Genomic DNA, 26009 nt, shown 5'->3' with positions numbered 1-26009 from the left:
TATTTCAACGATTATTTTTGGCTTTTCAACGATATGCTGCTAAGTTTATGTAAGTAAATTTAATCGTATCATCATGAAAACAAACTACTTAACTGAAGGAATGGTGAAAAAAAATTATCGCTGTTCACTATTGGGTCATCACTATATTGAAACCAAGAAAGTAAACACGCATTTTAGTGAATACCAATGTAAAGTTTGCAAGATACAGGTAACTAACGATACTCGAGGTCATAAAATTACGTTGACAAGCCAGCTGAAAGAAATCAATGAAACGTTGTTTTATCTCAATTTAAAAAAACAATTTCTCTCTAAATTTTACTTTAAAAAAGAGCAGTAACAAAAAAAGGTTTCGTTCGTCCTATTTCAAAATTAAAAAACGAACCCTTGGAATCATCAATCCTCTCAATCAAAAATCTACACAAACGTTATGGCAAAATTCATGCTGTAAATAACGTTTCTCTCGAAATACAAAAAGGTAATGTTTACGGAATCTTGGGGCCAAATGGTTCCGGAAAATCGACTACATTGGGAATTGTACTGAATGTTGTCAACAAAACTTCTGGTGAATACAGTTGGTTTGGAGGTACATCTGAAACACATGAGGCGCTGAAAAAAGTTGGAGCCATTATCGAACGTCCCAACTTTTACCCATACATGACCGCAAAGGAAAATCTGGAGTTAGTTTGTAAGATCAAAAACATCGATTATTCTAAAGTTACCGAAAAGCTTGAAATTGTTGGGCTCATCGACAGAAAAGATAGTAAGTTCAAAACTTTTTCTTTGGGAATGAAGCAGCGATTAGCCATCGCCTCTGCCCTTTTGAATGATCCAGAAATACTTATACTTGATGAACCAACCAATGGTTTAGATCCGCAAGGAATTCATCAGATTAGAGATATCATTCGCATGATTGCTTCGCAAGGGACTACAATCCTTTTAGCCTCTCATTTATTAGATGAAGTAGAAAAAGTATGTAGTCATGTTTTAGTGCTTCGATTTGGAGAGATGCTGTATTGTGGAACGGTAGATGGTATGACCAATCAAAATGGCTTTTTTGAATTACAATCTGAAAGCAATGCTACATTAATCGAACTCCTCCAAAATCACCCAGAAGTTACCAAAGTTTCGGAAACAGAAGGAAAGGTCATAGCTCATTTTAAAAACCAATTTGATGCTTCACTTTTGAATAGATATTTAGCAGAAAAAGGAATTTATCTCAATCATTTAGTGTTTAAAAAAATCAGCCTTGAAGAACAATTTTTAGCATTAACCAATAAATAGAAGCCAAAATGAAACGATTACTCGCCATAGAATTGCAAAAAATCTGGAAAAATAGAGCCAGTAGAATTTTGACTATCAGCTACTTTGTTTTGCTTTCCTCACTTGTTTTAATTTCTTATATAAAATTTGACTTTGGTCCCATACACTTTGATGTTGCCAAGTTTGGGATATTTAATTTTCCATACATATGGCATTTCAATTCTTTTTTTGCAAGCTGGTTTAAACTGTTTCTTGCCGTTATCATAGTTTCCATGATGGCGAATGAATATAGTTATGGAACCCTTAAGCAAAACCTTATTGATGGAATGAGTAAAAAAGAGTTTATCCTCTCTAAATTTCTCACGGTCTTTTTATTTGCCTTAATTTCTACGCTTTTTGTTTTTCTGATGACACTCATTTTAGGATATTCATTCTCATCCTATACAGAATTTGGTATTGTATTCTCTCAATTGGAATATTTAGTAGCCTTTTTTATTGAGCTATTAGGATTTTTTACTATTTGCTTATTCGTCGGAGTTTTAATTAAAAAATCCGCCTTTGCCCTAGGATTCCTCTTAATTTGGAAACTTTTTGAAGGTATTTGTTATTTACTCATGAAATGGCTTATTTTCGATACTTGGGAAAAATCATATACAGCATTAGGTTATTTCCCGCTACAATCCATTTCAAATTTACTTCCAGAACCCTCAAGAAGATTATCTGTAATTAAAACAACAGGAAACCAAGCCGGTTTTGATATGAGTTATGATTATGCTATTCATTTTTCATCAATTCTAATCGTTCTCGTTTGGACGGCTATTTTCGTTTATTCGTCTTATAAAATCATCCAAAAAAGGGATTTATAATTCAATCATCAATCAATTCTTAAAGAAAACATAAATAGACTAAGTTCTTTTTATGTTTTCTTAATTATTTGCTAATTTTAGCGGATGAAAAAGAAGTTGTTATTTTTATTTTTTGTCATCCTTTTTACTTTGAATTGTTTTTCACAATTTAGTAAAACTCATTACATTCCGCCTCTTTCCGGTTCCGCAAGCGTAACTTCTGAAGAACAGTATATCTACATTTCTACACCTAACACTACTCCAGTCAATTTTAGTATTATTGAATTGGGTGGAAATACTATACTCGGAACAGTAACTAGAGATAATCCTTTTGTTTACAATATTGGATTCGGTAACGATACCCAAATGCATGTAGACCAGAGTTCAGCCAATTTTGTATTAAACAATAAAGGTTATGTTATTGAAGCTGATGATCTAATTTATGCGTCCGTTAGAGTTACTGCAGCCCTTGGTAATCAAGCCGGTGAATTAGTTTCAAAAGGATTAGCCGCTTTAGGATTGCGTTTTAGAGTGGGTGCTTTGACCAATACTTTGGTACAAAATTATGTAGATATTCACTATACTTTTGTTTCTGTTTTGGCTACGGAAAACAACACTACAGTAAACTTTAGTGATATGAAACCCGGAGTGACTCCTATAAATAGTGGCACTGGAGATACACCCTTCAGCATCACTTTAAACCGTGGCGAGAGTTATGTTATGGCAGTTCAAGGTCCTAATGATGCTAATCGTGACGGCTTGATTGGTACTTTGGTCGAATCCGATAAACCTATTGCTCTGAATTGTGGTTCTTTTGGCGGTTCGAATGCTATTGCCAATTTAGATTTGGGCTTTGACCAAATTGTTCCGGCAGAACGTTTGTCGAGCAATGAATATATTTTTATAAAAAGTACTGGCGTTGACGAAGTAGAAAAAATAATTCTTGTTGCTGACGAAGACAACACAACCATTACATTGAATGGTTCGGCGCCAACTTTTTTAATCAATGCAGGAGATTATCTAGAACTAACCGGATCAAATTACAATGCCAACGGAAATTTATACCTAAGTTCCGACAAGAAAGTATTCGCCTATCAAGCCATTGGAGACACTACAGTACCAGGAGTATTTGATCAAAGAAATCAGGAAATGTTTTTTGTACCGCCCTTGAGCTGTCAAACACCTCGAGTAATTGATAACATCCCTTTCATAGATTTTATCGGAAACCGACAATTCATTACCGGAAGGATTACTATGGTTACCCGAACAGGTTCTACATTGAATTTTATAATTGATGGAAATAATTACACTTTGGCAGGTTTAGCAGGAATTGGAGTAACTGTAAATGGCCCCATTCCTGTTATTGGCAATCTTAGCTATGAAACCTATGTTTTAAATGGTGTTACCGGAAATGTTTCCGTTTATTCTACAAGCGAATTATATTTAGCTGCTTATGGATCAGAGTCCGCGGCTACTTTTGGTGGCTTTTATTCGGGCTTTACTTTTAAACCTGAAATATCGTTCGATGAAGTCAACCCAACGCAACTGGGATGTATTCCCAATTCCATTTTAAAAGTAAATTCACTGAGTCCCTTCGATGTTTTCCAATGGTATTTTAATAACACTTTAATTCCGGGTGCCAATAATAATACTTATCAGCCTTTGGCAGTGAGTTCTCCGGGTGGATATGGTCCCGGTTATTATTTTGTTTCAGCGACTATTGCCGGTTGTACAAGTCCGAAAGATTCAGATGTTATTCCGGTAAGTTCCTGTGCAGACGATTCTGATAACGACGGCATCAATGATAATGCTGATCTTGATAATGACAATGACGGCATTACCAATTGTACAGAATCTCTTGGAAATCAATTCTTCAATCTATCCAATACAGCTGCGGGCAGCATAAGTGTTGGTTCCTATTCCAATACCTATACTGGAGCAGTTAGTACCTCTGGAACCGGAATTCCATCAACAACTCCAATAACTGGTGCAAATGACGGCAATTTCGTAACCGAAGCCGCATTAGGATTGAATAATTCTGTTAGCTACACCGTTTCAAACTTTTCTTCTCCTATGAGTGTTGCTGTAGAATATGCCTCAGTTGCTAATCCAGCAGATTTATTTACATCATCAACTGAAATACGATTGTCTTGTCCGGTCAATAAAACCCTGACTGTTATTAACCCGAATAATGAACTCCTAATTGATACTAATTACGACGGTATCTTTGAAAGTGGTATTACCGAATTTTCTTCTTTTGAAGTTCGCATTCGTTTAAATAATACTATTCCATTAGCAGCCGGAACTGGGACTTTCGCCATCAGAGGAAATTTAATAGATTCAATTATAATAACAAACATCAATCTCTCCGATACTGCTACAAGTAGAGTGGCACTCCGACTAATTGCTTCTTGTATTCCTAAAGATTCTGATGGAGATGGTATTAGTGACCAAAATGATAAGGATAGCGATAATGACGGAATATCGGATGCTATAGAAGTTGTAGGGAGCAATGCTTCAGCGCTAACCAACGTTGATGTTAACGGAGACGGAATAGATGATGTTTTTGCTTCCGGAATTATTCCAATTGACTCTGATAATGATGGTTATCCAAATTATTTGGATTTAGATTCGGATAATGATGGCATTCACGATTTAGACGAATCTGGTTTTAGCCTAACGGATGCTGATAGTAATGGCATTATTGATGGCAGCACTTTTGGCACTAACGGTTTAGCAAATGTGTTAGAAACAGCACCAGACAGCGGCATTATCAGACCCATATACATTCTGGCTGATACCGATGGTGATGGACTTTATAATTACGTAGAATTAGATAGTGATGATGATTTGTGTAATGACGTAATCGAAGCTGGCTATTTAGATAGTAATCAAGATGGTTTATTGGGCACTACAGTTCCTCCTACTGTGGATTCGAATGGACTTGTTACAAGTGGAACCGCCTATTCAAATCCGAATGCTAATTACACCCTTTCGGCTCCAATAATTATCAATACACAGCCACAAAACAGTACCGCTTGTGAGTTGCAAAGTGTCACTTTTAGCATAAGTACAAATACGGTATCTGCCTATCAATGGCAAGTATCAACAGATGGCGGCATTAATTGGAACGTACTTGCTAACAACGCTACATATTCGGGAGTTAGCACAACAGCTTTGATTGTTTCCAATGTAACTCCATCCATGGTTGGTTACCAATATCGCTGCGCTCTGACTAAAATTGGAAATAGTTGCGGATTACTTTCAACGGCTGCAATTTTAACAACGTATCCGTTGCCTGTTGTTACTACTCCAATCACACTTAAACAATGTGATGATGATATTGATGGTATTTCCCTATTTAATCTTACCCAAAAAAACGATGTCATTTCGGCAAATTATCTAGCGGAAACATTTACTTATTTTACAACACTTACTGCGGCTAATAATTCAGATAACACCTTTATTATTGCCAACCCTATCGCTTACAGTACGGGAAATAGAACTGTTTATGCTAGGGTAGAAAATAGTAATGGTTGTTTTAGAGTGGTCCGAATTGATTTGATTGTCTCTGTTACTCAAATTCCACCTAACTATGTTATTCAAAATCTATATAAATGCGATGATGACCGTGATGGTATCGTTGGAGGTTTTGATTTTACTGCCATTCAAAATAATTTGTTAGCCTTCTTACCTAGTAATGTCTCTGTTAAATTTTACAAAACTCAAGCAGATTTTCTAGCAGAAACAGATGCCTCTGGGAATTCTTTAGCCATTACTCCCATAAATAATTATAGTAATATTGGTTTTCCAAATAGTCAAACGATATGGGTTCGTGTAGACAGCACAGTTGATAATTCCTGCTTCGGATTCAAAACTTTCAATGTTGTTGTAGAAGCGTTACCGACTGCTAATCCAATAAACGCTCTAAACCTAATTCGCAATTGTGATGATGATCAAAATGGTATTTATGGATTTGATACTTCCAACATCCAAAGTACAGTCTTGAATGGACAAACTGGTGTAAATGTTCGGTATTTTAGAGCCAATGGAACGCCACTTCCTTCTCCACTACCTAATCCATTTCAGGTTAACGGAACCGAAATTGTAACCATTAGAGTCAGTAATAACACTACACAAACGGGTGGAGTTCCTTGTTATGTAGAGGAAACGCTTGAGTTCATTGTAGATGATTTACCCCAAGCCTTTGCGATTCCAACGAATCAAATTACAACCTGTGATGACGAGCCAAACCCAGTAGATCAAGATGGCTTTTTTAATTTTAACACCACAACATTTCAGTCTATCATCCTAGGAAGTCAAACCGGAATGAATGTGTACTATTTTGATCAGAACAACAATCCATTACCTAGTCCATTACCAAATCCGTTTAGAACTAAAACACAGAACGTGACTGTGATTGTTGAAAATCCAATTAATCCAATTTGTACCGCACAGACTATTATCCCATTTGTGGTCTATCCGACACCAAAAATTGATTTAGAAGAAGACATTATCATTTGTTTACCGGAAACTACTGCCCTTATTGATGCCGGCATCCTTGACAATTCTTCTACGTCTAATTATCAATTTCAATGGTATACAAATAACAATCTGATGCCAGGAATAACTACCCCATCTATTACGGTGAATACTCCAGCACTTTATAGTGTCGATGTGACGAATGCATTTGGTTGCACTATGACTAGAAATATCACTGTAACAGGTTCACAAATAGCCAGTATACAATCAATTGACGTGGTGGATTTGGCTGAAATCAATACTATTTCGGTTGCCGTTACTGGTTCCGGAAATTATGAATATGCCATTGATGCTATTGCTGGACCGTATCAGACAAGTAGTTTTTTTAATAATGTTGCTATGGGAATTCATGACATTTATATTCGAGATACCAATGGTTGTGGTATCGTTGGACCTATAACCGTTCCTGTATTAGGTATTCCACAGTATTTTACGCCAAATGGAGATGGGTTTAATGATTATTGGAACGTAAGAGGCGCTAACGCTCAATTTAATTATCTTTCCAGAATTCTGATATTTGACCGCTTCGGTAAACTGCTGAAACAAATAGGAACTGGAGGTTTAGGTTGGGACGGAACTTACAATGGACATCCTATGCCAGCAGACGATTATTGGTATAACATTCAATTTGAAGATGGTAGAAGTGCCAAAGGCCATTTCACATTAAAAAGATAAAATAGTAATTCGATTACTGATTAAACCCACAATGTTTCTTAAAAAAATTTATCTTTTACTAGTACTATTGTGCAGTACTGCTTCGGCTCAATACATTGCTACCGATGACATCCGAACACCGCTTCAACTCATCGAAGATGTTTTGATTAATTCGGGTTGTGCCTCTGTGACTAATGTGTCGGTTTCGGGCGGCAATTTTGTGACCGGCGAAAGTAGTTGGGGTTACTTTAATGCTAATGGATCTTCTTTTCCTTTTTCAGAAGGAATTATATTGAGTACAGGAAAAATTAATAATGCTATTGGCCCAAATGATTTTGTATCAGATGATGGCAGCGGCATGGGTTGGACAGGTGATTCCGATCTAAATTCGGCATTAGGTATAAACAACTCTTTAAATGCTACCGTTCTGGAATTCGATTTTACTCCACTTGGAAATCAGATTAGTTTTGACTACATTTTTTCTTCTGAAGAATATCACGGAGTTGCCACTTGTACCTATTCTGATGGTTTTGCTTTTTTATTAAAGAGAGTTGGGAGTCCTTCGTATCAAAATCTAGCACTAATTCCGAATACTTCTACACCCGTGAAAGTAACTTCGGTTCATCCTGAAATTCCAAGAGGATGTCCTGCTCAAAACGAACAGTATTTTGATGCCTTTAATACGAATAATCATCCCACGAATTTTAACGGTCAGACTAAAATTTTGACCGCTAAATCGGTTGTGATTCCGGGACAACAATACCATATCAAATTAGTCATCGCTGATGAAGGAAATTATCGCTATGATTCGGCTATTTTTTTAAAAGGAAGCAGTTTTGAATTTGGGGTCGACTTGGGAGCAGACCGAACTTTCGCCAATCAGAACCCCGTTTGTCCAACTGAAAATATAACGCTAAACGGAACAGCTCTTGGAGCATTGAGTTACCAATGGAATTTTGAGGGTAGTCCGTTACCGGGACAAAATGCTGCTACTTTAAATTTTATGCCTCCCTATACGAGTACACAAAATGGAACGTATTCGCTTAGCACGACCTACTCTTCTACTTGTACCACAGTAGCTGAAATTGAGTTGGATTTTGCTCCCGAGCTTATCCTTGATAATAACACTTATACTTTTTGTGATGCTGATGCGGCTCAAGACGGATTGACTAGTATTGATTTGAATACCATTGTTCCCACACTATTCCAAAACTTACCTTCAAGCTATCAGGTATTTTTTTACGATAGCCCGACAAACACAACACCCTTGCCCAATTTGTTTCAGAATACAACAGCTTTTCAACAGGTACTTTACGCCCGAATTAGTAATAGTAATTGTTACGCTGTTTTTCCAGTTACAATAAACATAGCTATTTTTCCAGAAATCATTGCCAATGAAACTATCGGAATTTGTAACAATACTTCGGTAACCTTAACAGCTGATGCGGGTTACAACTCCTATCTTTGGGATACTCCAGCCGGCGATATTACCCAATCTATTCAGGTTTCTAGTCCCAATATATATAATGTCACGATTACGAACGCCCCTGGTTGTACTAAAGTAAAAACCTTTACGGTTGTAGGTTCAGAGGCTGCAACGATAACAAACATTATAATCAATGATTTAAGCGACAATAGTTCGGTTGAAATTGTGGTATCAGGCATTGGAAAATATGAATATTCCTTAGATGGAATAAGATATCAGACAAGTCCGATTTTTACCAATTTAAACGGTTTGGTTTACACTGCCTTTGTCAGAGATACTAATGGCTGTGGTGAAGTGTTTCAGGAATTTTACTTGGTACAAGTCCCTAAATATTTTACCCCCAATGGCGATGGTTTTAATGATTATTGGAATATAAAGCAAGGAAATCCCTTGTTGCGTAACAGTACCGCAGTAATTCATATTTTTAATAGATTTGGGCAATTGATAAAACAAATTAGTGCTGTTAGTCCGGGTTGGGACGGAACCTTTAATGGAAAACCATTACCTGCTGATGATTATTGGTATTTCATTCAGTTAGAAAACGGCAGAAGTACCAGAGGTCATTTCACTTTAAAGCGATAATATTATGACAAACAAGTTTTTTATAACACTTTTTTTATGCTACGGCATACTTGCTTCCGCTGAAGAAATACAGGTCAGTTCCGGAAAAGTTCAACGGTTTCCGGATTTTAAATCGACCTACGTAGCCACTCGAAATGTTGATGTTTGGTTACCCAATGATTACGATACTTCTAAAAAATATGCGGTAGTTTATATGCATGATGGGCAGATGCTCTTTGATGCTACTACGACATGGAACAAGCAAGAATGGCAAGTTGATGAAGTTGCCGGAAGATTACAAGCGGAAAAGAAAACACAAGATTTTATTGTGGTTGGTATTGCGAGTCTGCATCTTATCCGGCATAGCGATTTGTTTCCGCAAAAGCCTTTTGAATCGTTACCGAAAAAAACGCAGGATTCCCTTTATACTTTGGAGCGCAATAAATCACAAGCGTTGTTTGGCGACAAAATAAATTCGGATAATTACTTGAAGTTTATTGTAACCGAATTAAAACCTTTTATAGACAAAACCTTTTCAACCAAAACAGACAAGGCAAATACTTTTATCATGGGTTCAAGTATGGGAGGTTTGATTTCGATGTATGCTATTTGTGAATATCCGGAGGTGTTTGGTGGTGCAGCCTGTATTTCAACTCATTGGCCGGGAACATTTGCAACTGAAAACAATCCGATTCCGAATGCTTTTTATGAGTACTTGAAAGCGAATCTTCCGAACCCTAAGAACCACAAAATATATTTTGACTATGGCGATCAGACATTGGACGCCTTGTATCCGCCGTTGCAACAAAAAGTAGATGTTATCATGACAGCCAAAGGATTTACGTCTAAAAATTGGTTAACGCAATTCTTTCCTGGAAAAGACCACTCTGAAAAGGCTTGGGCGGAACGTTTACACATTCCTTTTGAGTTCCTTTTAAAACTATAAAAAAGGCCAAATTCATTGGTTTGAATTTGGCCTTTAAAGTAAAAACTATACTACTTATTTTTTCAATAATTGTGCTTCTATTAGTTGCATTCTTTTTTCAAGAGCTTCATTTTTAGCTTTCAACACTTCAATTTGCTCTTGCTGTTCTTTAATACCTTGTGTAAGTATCGATATCAATCCTGTGTAATTGATTCCTTTAAATTCTTCTTTATTTTCTGTAGTGCTCTGACTGTTTGATTCCTTTGAAACCATGGTTTGAATGGCATTACCTTCAGCATCAAATTCAACCATTTCTTTACCACCCTTACCTATTGTATTTAGATTAAGGACTTGTTTAGAAACAAGATTTGGGAAAACTCTTTCTAAATCCTGAGCAATAAAACCATATTGCAAATTTTTAGGCAAATGCAATCCTTTGTTTTTTTCCTCATCATACAAATAACTAACTGGTTGTAGCGCATTGATTTTATCAAGAGCAGAAGCAATAGCATGAATATCTTTTTTTAGTTTTCTGTCTGATGGTTGTACCAATGTTCCTGTTAGCGTAACATCACCGTTAAAGAAACCAGCATAGTTAACTGCACCATTATCTGCTTCACTATAAATCCCATAATTTGTTCCCGTTGTTGTTACTGCACTAGCCCGGGCACTCACCCCATAATTATCTCCGGCACTTGATGGATTAGCATCGGCATATCCACCTAAAGCAATATTAGCAACTTCTGAACCACCCACCCAAGAAGAAACCCCATAGTTCCATCCTGTGGCAGTTGCATTTCGTGCATATCCCATAACTCCTCTGTTTTCTTTACCATTCACAGCATTGGCACTAGTTCCCCAAACAGCATAATTATCACCTGCAGCAGAATTAGATTGCCCATAGACACCGTTATTTAAAAATGAAGAATTGGTAGCAAAACCTGCAATTCCTGTATTGGTTTGAACATTAGCACCATTAGCAAAACCTTGTATTGCTCTTGGTAATCCATTGGTTCCTGTTATTGTGCTAGTGAGACCTCTGTAGGCTACGTTGGAAGTATTAGCCGTAGTAGTAGTTAAGTTCATCGTATTAGAGTCAAAATCGTTTACGGTTTTAACGGCAGCATTTCCTGCATTCAATACTTCCTGTAAAGGTGTTGCAGAACTTAAAGCAAATAAGGCATAAGGAACACTTAAGAATTGGCTGGTTCCTACTATAGTGTAATTGCTTCCACCGGTTGGGTCAGTTTCTGTTTTAACAAAATATTGATTATTAGCCCAATCAATTCCGAAAAAATCGCCGGTAACCACATTTCCTCCACCGATTTCAAGAGAAACCAAACCGTTACTATTGGTGGTTACTGAATGCGTTTCTACATAGATGGCTGGTCCGGTTGCTACATCCTGAAGGATGCTGATTCTCATGCCAACTGTGGTATTGACAACCAATGCATTGGTTGAATTACGGACAACAGCCTGATAACTCATTTTCTGAGGAACTTGTGCGAAAACTGATAATGATGCCAATAGTACTATAAAAGAGATAATTTTTTTCATAATGATTAGTTTCTAATAATTTTAAAAGTTTTGATGGTTTTTGAATTTTTTGTAATGCTTAGGAGATACATTCCTTTTGCATTGCCTCTCATATTAATTTGGGTTTGACTTCCGGATAGTTTGTTACTATTGACCAATTTTCCGGCTACATCAAAAAGTTGAAATTGCAATTCTGTGGTATCATAATTTTCTACAGATAAGGTAAGCATTTCATCCGTTGGGTTTGGATATGCTGAAAAATTGAGATTGATTTCCGGAAACTCATCTGTTCCTAAGGTTGAAATTTCATAGGGTTGCTGCACCCCTTGATAAACGCTTCCGTTTGAACCAGAATTAGCAGTGAAAACAACCTGGCCGACCGTATAACTTGACGATCCTCCCGAACCATTGGCATTATTTCCTGAAGACACAGTGGCTTGCTGGGCAACAACATCAAATGAAAATGCCGTTAAGAGTGCCGCAATAAGTGCTAGTTTTTGTTTCATTTGTATTTAATAAAAGATTTTTACTGTTCAAAAAAACAACATTTTTTTTTGATAACCAATTATATTATAGTTTGATTAGAATCAAAAATAAGGGAAATGAAATTAAAAATTTTGTTTGATGTATATCTGCTGGTTTTCGTTAGGTATTTGTAGGTAATGGAATTAATTTTTTTTTAAAAACTAAGAAAAAGAAAACTTTGCCAAACAAAAGATTTATAGGTTTGAACTGACACTAGCCCGGATGGGAATGGCATCCTTTTTTTCTGAACTTGTTTCAGAAAAAAAGATATAATGGACAGCCGGAAACAGCTTCTAAAGAAAAAAGCCACCAACTTTCGTTGATGGCTTTTAGATATATATTGAAAACAAAACTTATATTTTATTACGTTTTCGATCGTTTTCTGTTAAATAGATTTTTCTCAAACGAATAGATTTTGGCGTAACCTCTACATATTCGTCTTTTTGAATGTATTCTAAAGCTTCTTCTAATGAGAAAATAATTGGAGGAATAATTCTGGCTTTCTCATCATTTCCAGACGAACGAACATTCGACTGTTTTTTCGCTTTAGTAACATTGATACTCATATCATCACTACGGGAATTTTCTCCGATAACTTGACCTTCGTAGATTTCGTCGTTAGGATTCACAAAGAATTTACCACGATCCTGTAATTTATCGATAGAATACGGAATCGCTTTTCCGTTTTCCATAGAAATTAAAGAACCGTTGTTTCTTCCTGGAATTTCTCCTTTGAATGGTTCGTAACCAATATAACGGTGTGACATGATGGCTTCACCTGCAGTTGCCGTAAGCAATTGATTTCTTAATCCGATGATTCCACGTGATGGAATATTGAATTTGATAATCATACGTTCTCCTTTTGCTTCCATCGAAAGCATTTCTCCTTTACGAATGGTTACAAATTCTACGGCTCTTCCAGATAAATGCTCTGGTAAGTCGATAGTCAATTCTTCAATTGGCTCACATTTTTTACCATCAATTTCCTTGATGATAACTTGTGGCTGACCGATTTGTACTTCATAACCTTCTCTTCTCATCGTTTCTATAAGAACCGATAAGTGCAGTACTCCACGACCAAAAACCATGAATTTATCAGCTGAATCTGTTTCAGCCATTTTCATCGCTAAGTTTTTCTCCAATTCTTTAGTCAATCTGTCTCTGATGTGTCTAGACGTAACAAACTTTCCTTCTTTACCAAAGAAAGGAGAATCGTTAATCGTGAATAACATACTCATTGTTGGCTCATCAATAGCGATGGTTTGTAAAGCTTCAGGATTTTCAAAATCGGCAATAGTATCACCAATTTCAAAACCTTCAACACCAATGATGGCACAAATATCACCTGCAATTACACTTTCTACTTTTTTACGTCCTAGACCTTCAAAAGTGTGTAATTCTTTGATTCTTGATTTTAAGATTTTACCATCTCTTTTTACCAAAGAAATAGGCATTCCTTCTTTTAGTTCACCTCGCTCTAATCTTCCAATCGCGATTCGACCAGTAAATGACGAGAAGTCTAATGATGTAATCAACATTTGAGGAGTTCCTTCAGATACTTTTGGTGCTGGAACATGAGCCACCACCATATCTAATAAAGGCTCAATATTTTCGGTCTGATTTCTGAAATCGTCAGACATCCAGTTATTTTTGGCTGAACCATATACTGTTGGAAAATCCAACTGCCATTCTTCTGCTCCTAGTTCAAACATTAGATCAAAAACTTTCTCATGAACTTCTTCAGGAGTACAGTTTTCTTTATCCACTTTATTAATAACCACACATGGTTTCAATCCCAAATCGATTGCTTTTTGCAACACAAAACGAGTTTGTGGCATTGGTCCTTCAAAAGCATCTACTAAAAGACAAACTCCATCAGCCATATTCAATACGCGCTCTACTTCACCACCAAAATCGGCGTGACCTGGAGTATCAATGATATTAATTTTTGTTCCTTTATATACTACTGAAACGTTCTTAGAAGTAATCGTAATACCACGTTCACGCTCTAAATCGTTGTTGTCCAGAATTAAATCACCTGTATTTTCATTTTCACGAAATAATTGGCAGTGATACATGATTTTGTCAACCAATGTTGTTTTTCCGTGGTCAACGTGCGCTATGATAGCAATGTTTCTGATAGATTCCATCTGTGTTTTTTTGTGGGTGCAAAGGTACACTTTATTTTTAGATAAAAAACCGATTATTTGAATGTTTAAAATTTAGTAACATTTAAGAGCGATTGGTAATTTTTGCAATAATTTTTATATTGAAATAATGCGAATTAATTTCGTTTGTGTAAATTTGGAACAATGAAAAACAATTCCAATAAAATCACATTATTATATGTACTGGTATTAATGATTGTGGCGGTGCTCGGTCACAAATTATTTGCCGATTATTTTTTGGAAGGAGCTGCTCTAAATTCTTTTGAGTATAGCTATACTAAAGACATTATTTATATTCTTTTTTCGGGTTTACTGCTGAAATTCATTTTATACCAAAATGAAATCCGCAACAAATCGGTTTTTGAAAAACTACAACTGACCAATATCGAAATTAAAGAATCGAACGAACGCTATGATATTGTTGCTAAAGCGACTAGTGATACTATTTGGGATTGGAAAATGGACGATGATAGTTTTATTTGGAACAAAGGAATTCAGGGTGTTTTTGGATATAAAAAGGAAGATATTGGCAAAACATCCAAATGGTGGTTTGATCGAATTCATCCGGAAGACAGTTTAAAAATGTCGGTCAAACTCTATTCTTTTTTGGAGCAAAAAACTGAAAAGTGGCAGGATGAATATCGTTTTCAATGTGCTGACGGAAGTTACAAATATGTTTTTGACCGGGGTTTTTTGGTTAAAGATGCTGATGGAAAATCGATTCGAATGATTGGAGCGATTCAAGATGTTACCAAACAAAAAGAAGAAGAACAACGACTTCGACTATTGGAAACCGTGATTACGCAATCTAAAGATGCTGTAATGATTACGGATATTGACACTTCAGAAAGTGAAATTCCGAATATTATCTTCGTGAATTCGGCCTTTACCGACATGACGGGATATTCTTCCAAAGATATTATTGGTAAATCTCCTGCCTTACTGTTCGGAAAAAAATCAGATATTTTTGAATACGACAAACTTAAAACTGCCGTTCAGGAATACAAAGAATGTTTTATTGAAACCATCACCTATAAAAAGAATGGTAAAGAGTTCTGGATTAATTTTTCGATGATTCCTGTAACGAACAAGGATGGTGAACATTCACACTGGATTTCGATTCAGAGAGATGTTACCGAAGAAAAAGAAAAAGAGAAAGAAAGAGAACAGTTAATTCGGGAACTAACCCAAAATAATAAGGATTTAAAGCAATTCTCTTATATTACTTCACACAACTTAAGAGCGCCATTATCTAATTTAACAGGATTATTGAATCTTATAGACGACATAACTATAGAAGATCCTGAATTGAAGGAGATCATCACGGGCTTCCAAAAATCAACACATCTATTGAACGAAACCATCAATGACTTGGTTAAAGTGATTATCATCAAGGACAATCCATCCATTCAAAAAGAAAAAGTATTGATTAAAGAAGTCTTCGAAAATGTCTTCAATCAGTTGAGTTTCCTTATAAGTGTTCACAAACCAATTTTAAAGATAGATTTGGAAGATGTTTCGATTTTAGAGATAAACAAGTCTTATTTAGAAAGTATTTTTTTAAATTTACTGACCAATGCCATCAAGTATCGAGCACCCATAAGACAATTGAAAGTTACTATTGCCACAAAAGTAGAGGATGATAATTTAATCATCACTTTTAAAGACAACGGCATTGGCATAGATTTGGACAAGAACAAAGACAAAATATTTGGACTTTATCAACGTTTTCACAATTATCCAGACAGCAAAGGATTGGGATTGTATTTAGTTAAATCTCAAGTTGAAAGCATGAACGGAACCATTGCTGTTGCTAGCACTGTTGGTAAAGGAACAACGTTTACAATTACTTTTAAGTACAATTAAGATATGTTAGATAAAATACTTTGTGTAGATGACGATCCTATTACACTCATGCTTTGTAGAAAAGTAGTTGAGAAGGTTGCCTTTGCCAAAGAAATAATTACAGTTAGTAACGGTGAAGAAGCTATTCTCTATTTTGATGCGCTTTTTGAGGAACAAAAATCGAATGATTCTATAGTGTATCCTAAATTGGTTTTACTTGACTTAAATATGCCTGTAATGGATGGTTGGGAGTTCTTGGAAAGCTATAAGAACAAAGATTATCCAAAGATATTTGAGTCGACCAGATTTATCGTCCTCTCGTCATCAATCGACCCTTATGACATCAATAAATCCAAAACTTATCCTGTAATTGGATTTTTGTCGAAACCTGTAACAAAAGACATGCTCGAAGATTTAAAATCACAATTTACATAAAATAAAAAAGTCCCGATAAATCGGGACTTTTTAGTATCTGTTGAAAACAGATTAAAGTTTTGTAACGTGTTTCGTTAACTTAGATTTCAAGTTAGCTGCTTTGTTATCATGAATGATATTTTTCTTAGCTAATTTATCAATCATAGAGATAACAGCAGATAATTTTGCAGACGCATCTGACTTGTCTGTAGCCAATCTCAATGCTTTGATCGCATTACGAGTTGTTTTGTGCTGGTATCTATTTAATACTCTTTTCTTTTCGTTGCTTCTGATTCTTTTTAAAGCTGACTTATGATTTGCCATTTTGTTGTAATTTAATTGTAATTAATAATAAACTATTTAGTTAAAAAAGAAAAACCTCCCACAATTAAAAAATCACTTTGGTTTTAACTAATAAAACAACAATTCGAGACACTGAACTTTTGCTTTATAAAACTAATTTACAACTAATTTGTAGCCCGTAGGGGAATCGAACCCCTCTTACCAGGATGAAAACCTGGCGTCCTAACCGATAGACGAACGGGCCGTTTAAGCACTTAGATAATTTGTAGCCCGTAGGGGAATCGAACCCCTCTTACCAGGATGAAAACCTGGCGTCCTAACCGATAGACGAACGGGCCATCTTTGCTTAAAATTGCGGTTGCAAAAATACAATTAATTTTCATTCCCGCAAGAGCGCAACTATTTTTTTCTGATTTTTTATTAATAGGCTTTTGCAAACAGCACTCTACCAGTAGATTTGCCTCCAGAAAAAATACAGTTCCCTTCCTCTTCAACCCTATCTAAAGGAATACAACGAATGGTAGCTTTGGTTAAATCTTTGATTTTTTCTTCGGTTTCAGGCGTACCATCCCAATGCGCAGCAATGAAACCCGTTTTGCTTTCTAAAACCTCTTTGAACTCATCAAAGGAATTCACTTCGGTAATGTGCGTGTTTCTATATTCAAGAGCACGTTGAAATAAATCATTTTGAATTTGCTCCAATAAATTCGATATGTACGCTACAATACCATCCTTAGATTTTACTTCTTTAGACAACGTATCTCTTCTTGCGACTTCAAAAGTTCCGTTTTCTAAATCTTTTGGACCGATTGCAATTCGAACGGGTACCCCTTTCAATTCCCATTCGGCGAATTTAAATCCAGGTTTCTGCGTGGTTCTGTTATCAAATTTTACAGAAATTTTCAATTTTTTGATTTGGTTAACCAAATCATTGGCAACTGTTGCAATAGCTTCAAATTCTTCTTCTGTTTTAAAGATTGGTACAATCACTACCTGAATCGGAGCCAAGTTTGGAGGCAAAACCAATCCGTTATCGTCAGAATGTGTCATAACTAATGCTCCCATCAAACGTGTAGAAACGCCCCATGAAGTTCCCCAAACATACTCTTGTTTACCTTCCTGATTGGCAAACTTAACATCAAATGCCTTTGCAAAATTTTGACCAAGAAAATGTGAGGTTCCAGCTTGCAAAGCTTTTCCGTCCTGCATCAAGGCTTCAATACAATAAGTTTCTTCTGCTCCGGCAAAACGCTCCGTCTCTGTCTTTAATCCTTTTATGACCGGAATAGCCATAAAGTTTTCAGCAAAATCTGCATAGACGTGCATCATTTTTTCTGATTCTTCGATTGCTTCGGCTTTAGTTGCATGGGCTGTATGTCCTTCTTGCCACAAAAATTCAGCAGTTCGTAAAAACAAACGCGTTCTCATTTCCCACCGAACTACATTAGCCCATTGATTGATTAGCAAAGGTAAATCTCTGTAGGATTGAACCCAGTTTTTGTATGTGGACCAGATTATCGCTTCACTGGTGGGACGAACAATCAGTTCTTCCTCTAGTTTAGCATTGGGATCAACCATCAACTTTCCTGGTTTATCAGGATCATTTTTTAGTCTATAGTGAGTAACAATAGCACATTCTTTAGCAAATCCTTCGGCGTTTTTCTCTTCGGCTTCAAACATGCTTTTAGGTACAAAAAGAGGAAAATAGGCATTGCTATGACCTGTTTCTTTGAACATTCTGTCTAATTCTGCTTGCATTTTTTCCCAAATAGCATAGCCATACGGTTTGATAACCATACAGCCTCTAACACCTGAATTCTCAGCTAAATCTGCTTTGACAACCAGTTCGTTATACCATTTCGAATAATCTTCTGCTCTCTTTGTTAAATTCTTACTCATACTGAATACTTTGGCATAAAATTTGTTTAACTAATTTTAACTAAATAGTTCAGCAAAACTAACTATTTTTGTATAGTTCAACAATAAAAATGCTATAGATATGAAAACTTATTTTTTTTCCAGTAAAAGAGCCTCCATTTACGGTGTATTTGGAGTTCTTACCATGGTTTTGACCTCCTGTGGTTCTTACCAAAATAGTTCTTATTATGATAATGATGGCGTTTATGGAAACTCGCAATCAAATAAAAAAGAAGTTGCCAATAATGATAATTCTCAAAGCAACAAATACCAAGAGTATTTTAGCAATTTAAATCAGGAATCTCAAGCTTTTACTGATGTTGAGAACTACACATCTACTACAAATGATTCTATTCAACAATCACAAAACTACAATCCAAACAATACAAGTTGGGGTGATAATCCTCAAAGCATTACTGTAAATGTTTACGACAACAACTGGGGTTTTGGTTACTGGAACAACTATTGGTATGGAAACTATTGGGGCTGGAATAATTTTTACGGACCTAATTGGGGTTGGGGATGGAATAGTTGGTACGGACCTGGTTGGGGAATAGGTTTGGGTTGGAATAACTGGGGTTGGAATAATTGGGGCTATGGCGGTTATTATGGTAACTGGCACAACAACTTTTATAATAACTACTATTACAATGGAGGAAGAAGAGGCTCTTATGCCTACACTGGTAACGGAAACAGATACGGGCGCTCAGGATACAACAATGCAAATGGCGGAAGAAGAAGTAATTCTTATAGTACAAGAAATCCTTCCAGAAATACTAATTTCAATAGTAATACCAGAACATCATCTGGTACAAGAAATGCCAATTATACTCCAACGAGAACAAATTCTAACAACGCATCATACAATCAAACGCAACAACCTACAAGAAACGTTCAGTCAACACCTACACGTTCTTATACCCCAAGTTCTAGCGGAACACGCTCTTCTGGTGGAGGAAGCTATGGTGGCGGAAGTGGCGGTGGCGGAGGTAGATCCTCTGGTGGCGGTGGAGGAAGAAGGTAGAAACTAATACAAATCTAATATCTATGCAATTGTAACCAATCTCATAGATATTTTTTTGAAATTTAAATAAAAAATTGCACTATGAAAAAATATTTATTTCTTATCGTTGCTGGATTAACCTTTTCAGCAGTAAAAGCGCAGGAAACTACTCCTGAAGAAGCATTACGCTATGCTGTTGAAAACTTATCAGGTTCAGCAAGATTCAGAGCAATGGGTGGCGCATTTGGGGCTGTGGGTGGCGATTTATCAGCTATCAATCAAAATCCGGCAGGCTCTATTTTCTTTGTAAACAACTTTTTTACGGCAACAGGATCTAGTTTTAATAGTAAAAACACTTCTCGTTATTTTGGCACCACAAGTCGAGACAATGACAGTTCATTCGATTTAAATCAGGCCGGAGTTGTTTTCGTTTTTAAAAACACCAATACTAAAGACGATTGGAAAAAGTTCACTCTCGCCATAAATTACGACAATAATAATAATTTTGATAACAGTATTTATTCCTCTGGAGTCAATCCTTATAATTCTATTGACAACTACTTTTTAAGATTTGCTAACGGATTACCACAAGAAGGCGGAATAACATTACAAACATTAGAATCTGCCTATTTTGGTGACCTTAATTTTATAGACCAGCAAGCCCTTTTAGGTTATAATGCTTACATCTTCAATCCTGTGAGCAATAATCTTAATAACACAAGTTATACTTCTAATGTTCCTACCAGTGGAAATTTTTATCAGGACAACTACACTTTTACAACAGGTTATGACGGAAAATTATCGGTAAACTTTGCAACATCATACAAAGACCGTTTGTTTTTAGGAATCAATTTGGATTACCATTATACTGATATTATCAAAACAACTTCTGTATTTGAGTCCTATAATGCAGACCCTACAACTGGTTTGCAATCGGTACAATTTGATACCGAAACCCACACTTTTGGAAATGGATTTGCCTTCAATCTTGGCGCTATAGTAAAAGCTACAGAAAGTTTACGTCTTGGACTTGCTTATCAATCGCCGACGTGGTACCGATTGGAAGACGAGCAAAGACAAGCCGTTATTACCGATTGTCCTGATTGCGGAAATCAAAACCCAATTTATTATAATCCGGGAATTACCATGATTTACCAACCGTATACGATTCAAACTCCTAGTAAATGGACTGGAAGTGCTGCCTACATTTTTGGCAAAAGAGGTTTATTGAGTGCCGATGTTTCGATGAAAGATTATAGTGTAACAAAATTCAGACCTCAAGATGATTACACCGCTTTAAACTCTTATATGAGTAATTTTCTAGATAATGCTATTGAGGTGCGTCTTGGAGGAGAATACAAATACAAAGAATACAGCTTCAGAGCCGGATATCGTTTTGATCAGAGTCCGTATAAAGTGGACCAGACTTTTGGTGACTTAACAGGATATTCTGGAGGATTAGGGTATACTTTTGGCGACAGCCGAATCGATTTATCCTACTCTTATGACCACAGAAACTTTAATTATACTTTTCTGTCTTCAGGATTAACAGATCCTGCAAGAGTGAGTCGATACAACAACAATGTCAGCTTGAGTTATTCGATGAACTTTTAAGTTTTGACATCCTTTTCAAGAAACCATCTTAATATTTTAAGGTGGTTTTTTATTTTATGGAAAACCTAACTGCATAATTCGAAATAAAAAGAGTAATTTTGCACTCCCAAAGAATAACCGGGATAATTCTATGAGAACTAAGTCATTAAAGAAAAACAAAATCAACGTCATTACACTGGGTTGCTCCAAAAACACTTACGATAGTGAAGTTTTAATGGGACAATTAAAAGCCAGCGGAAAAGATGTTGTACACGAACAAGAAGGTAACATTGTCGTAATAAACACTTGTGGTTTTATTGATAATGCCAAAGCCGAATCTGTTAATACTATTTTAGAGTATGCTGATAAAAAGGAAAGAGGTATTGTCGATAAGGTTTTTGTTACCGGTTGTTTATCTGAAAGGTATCGCCCTGACTTAGAAAAGGAAATCCCTAATGTGGATCAATATTTTGGGACTACAGAATTACCCTTACTTCTCAAAGCCCTTGGAGCCGATTATAAGCATGAATTATTAGGAGAACGTTTGACTACAACGCCAAAAAATTATGCCTACCTGAAAATTGCTGAAGGTTGTGACCGACCTTGTAGTTTTTGTGCTATTCCTATAATGCGTGGTAAACACGTTTCTCAGTCTATTGAAAAACTGGTTAAGGAAGCGGAAGGTTTGGCTAAAAATGGTGTAAAAGAATTGATTCTGATTGCACAAGATCTGACCTATTACGGATTGGATTTATACAAAAAAAGAAATCTTGCCGAGTTGCTTGAAAATCTTGTAAAAGTGGAGGGCATAGAATGGATTCGATTGCATTACGCCTTCCCTACTGGCTTCCCTATGGATGTTTTGGAGTTGATGAAACGCGAACCCAAAATTTGTAATTATATCGATATTCCACTTCAACATATTTCTGACAACATCTTAAAATCGATGCGACGTGGCACCACTAAAGAGAAAACCACCAAACTACTAAAAGATTTCCGCGAAGCCGTACCTGGAATGACCATCAGAACTACGTTGATTGTAGGTTATCCCGGAGAAACTCAGGAAGATTTTGAAATCATGAGAGATTGGGTTCAGGAAATGAAGTTTGAACGATTGGGCTGTTTTGCCTACTCACATGAAGAAAACACACATGCCTATTCATTAGTAGACGATGTTCCGGATGATGTCAAACAAGCTCGTGCTACAGAAATAATGGATTTACAGTCACAGATTTCATGGGATTTAAATCAGGAGAAAATTGGACAAACCTTTAAATGCATTATCGATAGAAAAGAAGGGCAGTATTTCATAGGAAGAACTGAATTTGATAGTCCGGATGTAGATAATGAAGTGTTGATTGATGCTTCGAAATTCTATGTGAAAACGGGTGAGTTTGTCAACATCAAAATTATAGATGCCACAGAGTTTGATCTTTATGGTGAACCTGTTTAATAACTAAAGCTCAGACTAGCTACTACAAAGTTTTTACCAAAAAGTTCCGTGTTAGTTGTAGCACCATTGTGCGTATAATTTAAAGAAAGAGGCATGATTAAATCCTTGACCAAATGGATCTCTTTGGTTGCTGTTAGTCCAATATTACACAAGGATACTTTGTCGTAATCTGCATAATTATAGTAAGCTGCTTGGTTGTTTAAAACTGCTCCAACAACTGGTTCTAAAAAAATATCACGCAATCCCTTTGCTAATGATTTCTCAAACAAAGTAAAGGTGTAGCCCAATTCAAAATAAGTAGTATAGTTTTGCTTCGGATGTTCTCCATTGCTGTCGTAACGAAAGTCATTTCCGGCAACTAACGTGCTAATAGTAGCATTAAAAGGATATTTGTAGCCTTCGGAAAAATCAAAATACAAGAGGGCATCTACTGTTTTTACGCCGTCATTCCTATAATTAAAAAAGCTGTTATTAACACCATCCACTTTACTTACAGAAGGCCAGTAATAGTCCCAAACTTGGAATTGTAAAAAATCATTAATTTGGTATGTGGCATAAAAATCAATTTCTTGATAGCCTTTGTAAAGACTTACGCCATCCGAATAAAAATACTCTGTCTGAAAATTAGTAGTTGCCCAAAAACCTATAGAAAATTTAGAAGTAACAGCATATTCTATCGTAGGTTGCACCGCCACATAATCTCCGCCCCAACATTGACCTCGCCAAAGATAACGGCTGACGATATCCAGATTCAAATCGAGCCTTTTTACTTTTTCAACACTTACAGTATCCTTTTTCATTGCTGCTTCTTGAGAAAAGACAGATAGAGATAGGCAAGCAGTGAAAAGTAATAGTCTAAATTTCATTTTGATTTTCTTTGTACAAATACTTGTTAATCAATTCAAATAAAGTATCTCTGTTGAGCGGTTTAGTGATGTAACCATTAAATCCCGCTTCCTCAATCTTGATTTTATCATCGGATGACGAATAGGCGGTTTGTGCGATGATTGGCAAATTGGGTCGAATCGGTCGAATTTGTTCCAAGGCTTCAAAACCCGTCATAATTGGCATTTTGATATCCATCAGTACCAAATCGATGTTGGGAGTATTAAGACAAATGTCAACTGCTTCTTGTCCGTTAATAGCGCGAATAATCTTGAAGTTTTTATGCTGCATCATCTTTTGGAACAATAAGAAATTGATGTTATCGTCCTCGGCAATCAATATAGTTTCTGACGCTGATTTGATGACATCAACATTATTAATAGACTTTACGGTGATATGTTCCGCAACGGAATATTGTAACGGAATGGAGAAATAAAACGTCGACCCTTCTCCCACTGTTGATTCCAATGTAATACTGCCTCCAAGCAAATCGATATAAGCCTTAGAAATGGCTAATCCCAATCCTAAACCTCCAACTTTAATCGAGATATCACTATCCACACGCTTGAATCGGTCAAAGATATTTTTGTGGTTTTCTTCGTCAATTCCGAGTCCAGTATCTTTTACGGTGAAATGAATTAGTTGTTGGTCTTCATCAATTTCAAAACCAAAGGATACGGAACCTTGTTCGGTAAATTTGATTGCGTTGGTGAGTAAATTGATAATGACTTGTTTCAACTTGATATCATCGGTTACAATATTGAACTTAGCTTGTGATTTGCTTTTGATCAATTTAAAATCGATGTCTTTGTTCTGAATCGTGACCTTTACCGTTTCGTATAGTTCGTTTACAAGGCCGTCCAGGTTAATAGCTGTAAGATTTGGTGTCAGTTGATTGGAATCGATTTTAGACATTTCAATTAAATCATCAATGATTCCTACCAAGTTTTTACCGCTTTTCTCGATGACATTGAGGTATTCCATCTTTTCAGTTTCGCTAATTTTGGTATTCAGAATTAATTCGGTGAAACCATTGATGGCATTCATCGGAGTTCTAATTTCGTGCGATAAATTAGCCAAAAATGATGATTTCAATCGGTCACCTTCTTCAGCTTTGATTTTGGCTTTAATCAATTCGAGTTTTTGATTGCTGTTTTCTTCAAATAAATTTCCAATGTAACTAAACTCTCCGCTCGTTTTCTTGAGCTCTTTGATTGCTTTTCTGTTGCCAGACTCTAAAGCCCTTCTCACCAAATCCAAAGGATAGTAAACTAATTTTCTGGTGTATATCAGATTTACAATAAGATTGATAATGAACGCTGCGATAATCAGATATAACAGATTGATGGCATTCTCAAAATAGACTTGAAAATTTCTTTCAAAAACCAATTTTCCTATAAACTGATTGTTATTATCTTTTAAAGTATACAAGGAAATAATCTTATGTTTTTTATGAGGCGGAGTAACATCGTTATCAATCAAAAGTATTTTTGAACTGGTTAACTCTTCCAGATTTTTGATAAAGGTTGCATCCATCAAACGTACAACAAAAAAATAACCAGCAACAGGTGTCTTATTTTTAAGAGGATCATCAGAAGCGTGTATCGTTGCTCCAGTCACTTCAACTAATCCTTCTGGAATTTTCATGTAGAATTTATTGATGCCCATGGTATCCAACAATTCCATCTCTTTTTTCGGAATGAAATCAACAGTTTTTATGCTGTTAGTTGGTGTTCTAATGATAAAATTCTTATTGGCATCATAAGCGCCTAAATAATCCGCTTCATAGATATCAAGCTCATTATTTATGGTTTGATTGTACCAAAGCGTATCTTTTGTTTTTGTGAAATTTACAAATTCATCCCAATTGGTATCATTGTTAATAGCTACAAGTATGGGCTTAGAATTGACCTGAAGCAGTTTATGGATTTCATTATCAAACTGTTCAAGAGTGGAGTTATAAACTTGTTTTTCGGCTTTCTTGGTATAATAAAGCAGGGCAAAATAAAGCAGTATAAAAAAAATACTCGATGAAAATATCAGCCAAAGTATTTTTGGAAAAGTCTTTTTTACTTTCATTAGAACAGTCTAAGC

The 26009-nt window shown here is 36.0% G+C and carries 18 protein-coding genes and 2 tRNA genes; 11 read left to right on the top strand and 9 right to left on the bottom strand.

Features of this window, described 5'->3' with window-relative positions:
* Positions 1–73: 73 nt before the first annotated feature.
* The 6 genes from ACULEU_RS05390 (at position 74) to ACULEU_RS05365 (ending at position 10294) form a co-directional block, all read left to right on the top strand.
* The gene (locus ACULEU_RS05390) at positions 74–337 is read left to right on the top strand and encodes a hypothetical protein (protein ID WP_445454422.1); all 264 of its coding nucleotides are present in this window, start codon (positions 74–76) and stop codon (positions 335–337) included.
* 47 nt (positions 338–384) lie between these two features.
* Complete coding sequence (locus ACULEU_RS05385) at positions 385–1281, top strand: ABC transporter ATP-binding protein (RefSeq protein ID WP_445454421.1); 897 nt, start codon at positions 385–387, stop codon at positions 1279–1281.
* 8 nt (positions 1282–1289) lie between these two features.
* Positions 1290–2126, top strand: a complete 837-nt coding sequence (locus tag ACULEU_RS05380) for an ABC transporter permease (RefSeq protein ID WP_445454420.1) — start codon at positions 1290–1292, stop codon at positions 2124–2126.
* An 84-nt stretch (positions 2127–2210) separates the two neighbouring features.
* Positions 2211–7322 carry a T9SS type B sorting domain-containing protein gene (locus tag ACULEU_RS05375; RefSeq protein WP_445454419.1) on the top strand — a complete coding sequence of 1704 codons (5112 nt, stop codon included), beginning with the start codon at positions 2211–2213 and terminating at the stop codon, positions 7320–7322.
* A gap of 31 nt (positions 7323–7353) precedes the next feature.
* Positions 7354–9369: a choice-of-anchor L domain-containing protein gene (locus ACULEU_RS05370; protein ID WP_445454418.1), complete on the top strand. Its 2016-nt coding sequence runs from the start codon at positions 7354–7356 to the stop codon at positions 9367–9369.
* A 4-nt stretch (positions 9370–9373) separates the two neighbouring features.
* Positions 9374–10294 (top strand): alpha/beta hydrolase, encoded by a 921-nt coding sequence (locus ACULEU_RS05365; protein ID WP_445454417.1) that lies wholly within the window; start codon positions 9374–9376, stop codon positions 10292–10294.
* 54 nt (positions 10295–10348) lie between these two features.
* On the opposite strand, the gene ACULEU_RS05360 is transcribed toward ACULEU_RS05365, so the two are convergent.
* The 3 genes from ACULEU_RS05360 to typA form a co-directional block, all read right to left on the bottom strand.
* Positions 10349–11830 carry a tail fiber domain-containing protein gene (locus ACULEU_RS05360; protein WP_445454416.1) on the bottom strand — a complete coding sequence of 494 codons (1482 nt, stop codon included), beginning with the start codon at positions 11828–11830 and terminating at the stop codon, positions 10349–10351.
* Positions 11831–11835: 5 nt separating this feature from the next.
* The gene (locus ACULEU_RS05355; RefSeq protein ID WP_445454415.1) at positions 11836–12315 is read right to left on the bottom strand and encodes a T9SS type A sorting domain-containing protein; all 480 of its coding nucleotides are present in this window, start codon (positions 12313–12315) and stop codon (positions 11836–11838) included.
* A 372-nt stretch (positions 12316–12687) separates the two neighbouring features.
* On the bottom strand, positions 12688–14484 hold the full coding sequence (gene typA, locus ACULEU_RS05350) for a translational GTPase TypA (protein ID WP_445454414.1): 1797 nt from the start codon (positions 14482–14484) through the stop codon (positions 12688–12690).
* 162 nt (positions 14485–14646) lie between these two features.
* Between typA and ACULEU_RS05345 the strand changes: the two genes are divergently transcribed.
* Together ACULEU_RS05345 and ACULEU_RS05340 are read left to right on the top strand one after the other, a co-directional pair.
* Complete coding sequence (locus ACULEU_RS05345; RefSeq protein ID WP_445454413.1) at positions 14647–16368, top strand: PAS domain-containing sensor histidine kinase; 1722 nt, start codon at positions 14647–14649, stop codon at positions 16366–16368.
* A 3-nt stretch (positions 16369–16371) separates the two neighbouring features.
* Positions 16372–16782, top strand: a complete 411-nt coding sequence (locus ACULEU_RS05340; RefSeq protein WP_445454412.1) for a response regulator — start codon at positions 16372–16374, stop codon at positions 16780–16782.
* 51 nt (positions 16783–16833) lie between these two features.
* On the opposite strand, the gene rpsT is transcribed toward ACULEU_RS05340, so the two are convergent.
* The 4 genes from rpsT to proS all read right to left on the bottom strand — a co-directional run bounded on the left by rpsT (position 16834) and on the right by proS (position 18963).
* Positions 16834–17085 (bottom strand): 30S ribosomal protein S20, encoded by a 252-nt coding sequence (gene rpsT / locus ACULEU_RS05335; protein WP_236464581.1) that lies wholly within the window; start codon positions 17083–17085, stop codon positions 16834–16836.
* A 151-nt stretch (positions 17086–17236) separates the two neighbouring features.
* Positions 17237–17308: transfer RNA gene (locus ACULEU_RS05330), tRNA-Glu, on the bottom strand.
* 22 nt (positions 17309–17330) lie between these two features.
* Positions 17331–17402, bottom strand: a tRNA-Glu gene (locus ACULEU_RS05325).
* A gap of 82 nt (positions 17403–17484) precedes the next feature.
* Positions 17485–18963: a proline--tRNA ligase gene (gene proS, locus ACULEU_RS05320; RefSeq protein ID WP_445454411.1), complete on the bottom strand. Its 1479-nt coding sequence runs from the start codon at positions 18961–18963 to the stop codon at positions 17485–17487.
* Positions 18964–19063: 100 nt separating this feature from the next.
* Here proS and ACULEU_RS05315 point away from each other — a divergent pair, with 100 nt between their 5' ends.
* The 3 genes from ACULEU_RS05315 (at position 19064) to rimO (ending at position 23030) form a co-directional block, all read left to right on the top strand.
* Positions 19064–20005, top strand: a complete 942-nt coding sequence (locus tag ACULEU_RS05315; protein ID WP_445454410.1) for a hypothetical protein — start codon at positions 19064–19066, stop codon at positions 20003–20005.
* A gap of 81 nt (positions 20006–20086) precedes the next feature.
* Complete coding sequence (locus ACULEU_RS05310) at positions 20087–21598, top strand: OmpP1/FadL family transporter (protein ID WP_445454409.1); 1512 nt, start codon at positions 20087–20089, stop codon at positions 21596–21598.
* Positions 21599–21728: 130 nt separating this feature from the next.
* Positions 21729–23030: a 30S ribosomal protein S12 methylthiotransferase RimO gene (gene rimO / locus ACULEU_RS05305; protein WP_445454408.1), complete on the top strand. Its 1302-nt coding sequence runs from the start codon at positions 21729–21731 to the stop codon at positions 23028–23030.
* On the opposite strand, the gene ACULEU_RS05300 is transcribed toward rimO, so the two are convergent.
* Positions 23027–23896 carry a TorF family putative porin gene (locus ACULEU_RS05300; RefSeq protein ID WP_445454407.1) on the bottom strand — a complete coding sequence of 290 codons (870 nt, stop codon included), beginning with the start codon at positions 23894–23896 and terminating at the stop codon, positions 23027–23029. The genes rimO and ACULEU_RS05300 overlap by 4 nt on opposite strands.
* Entirely contained in the window at positions 23886–25994 is a 2109-nt protein-coding gene (locus tag ACULEU_RS05295; RefSeq protein WP_445454406.1) for an ATP-binding protein, read from the bottom strand. The genes ACULEU_RS05300 and ACULEU_RS05295 overlap by 11 nt, the downstream gene beginning before the upstream one ends.
* Positions 25995–26009 lie beyond the last annotated feature (15 nt).

The organism is Flavobacterium sp. 25HG05S-40, assembly GCF_052654735.1.
This window is presented reverse-complemented; position numbering and strand designations above follow the sequence as displayed.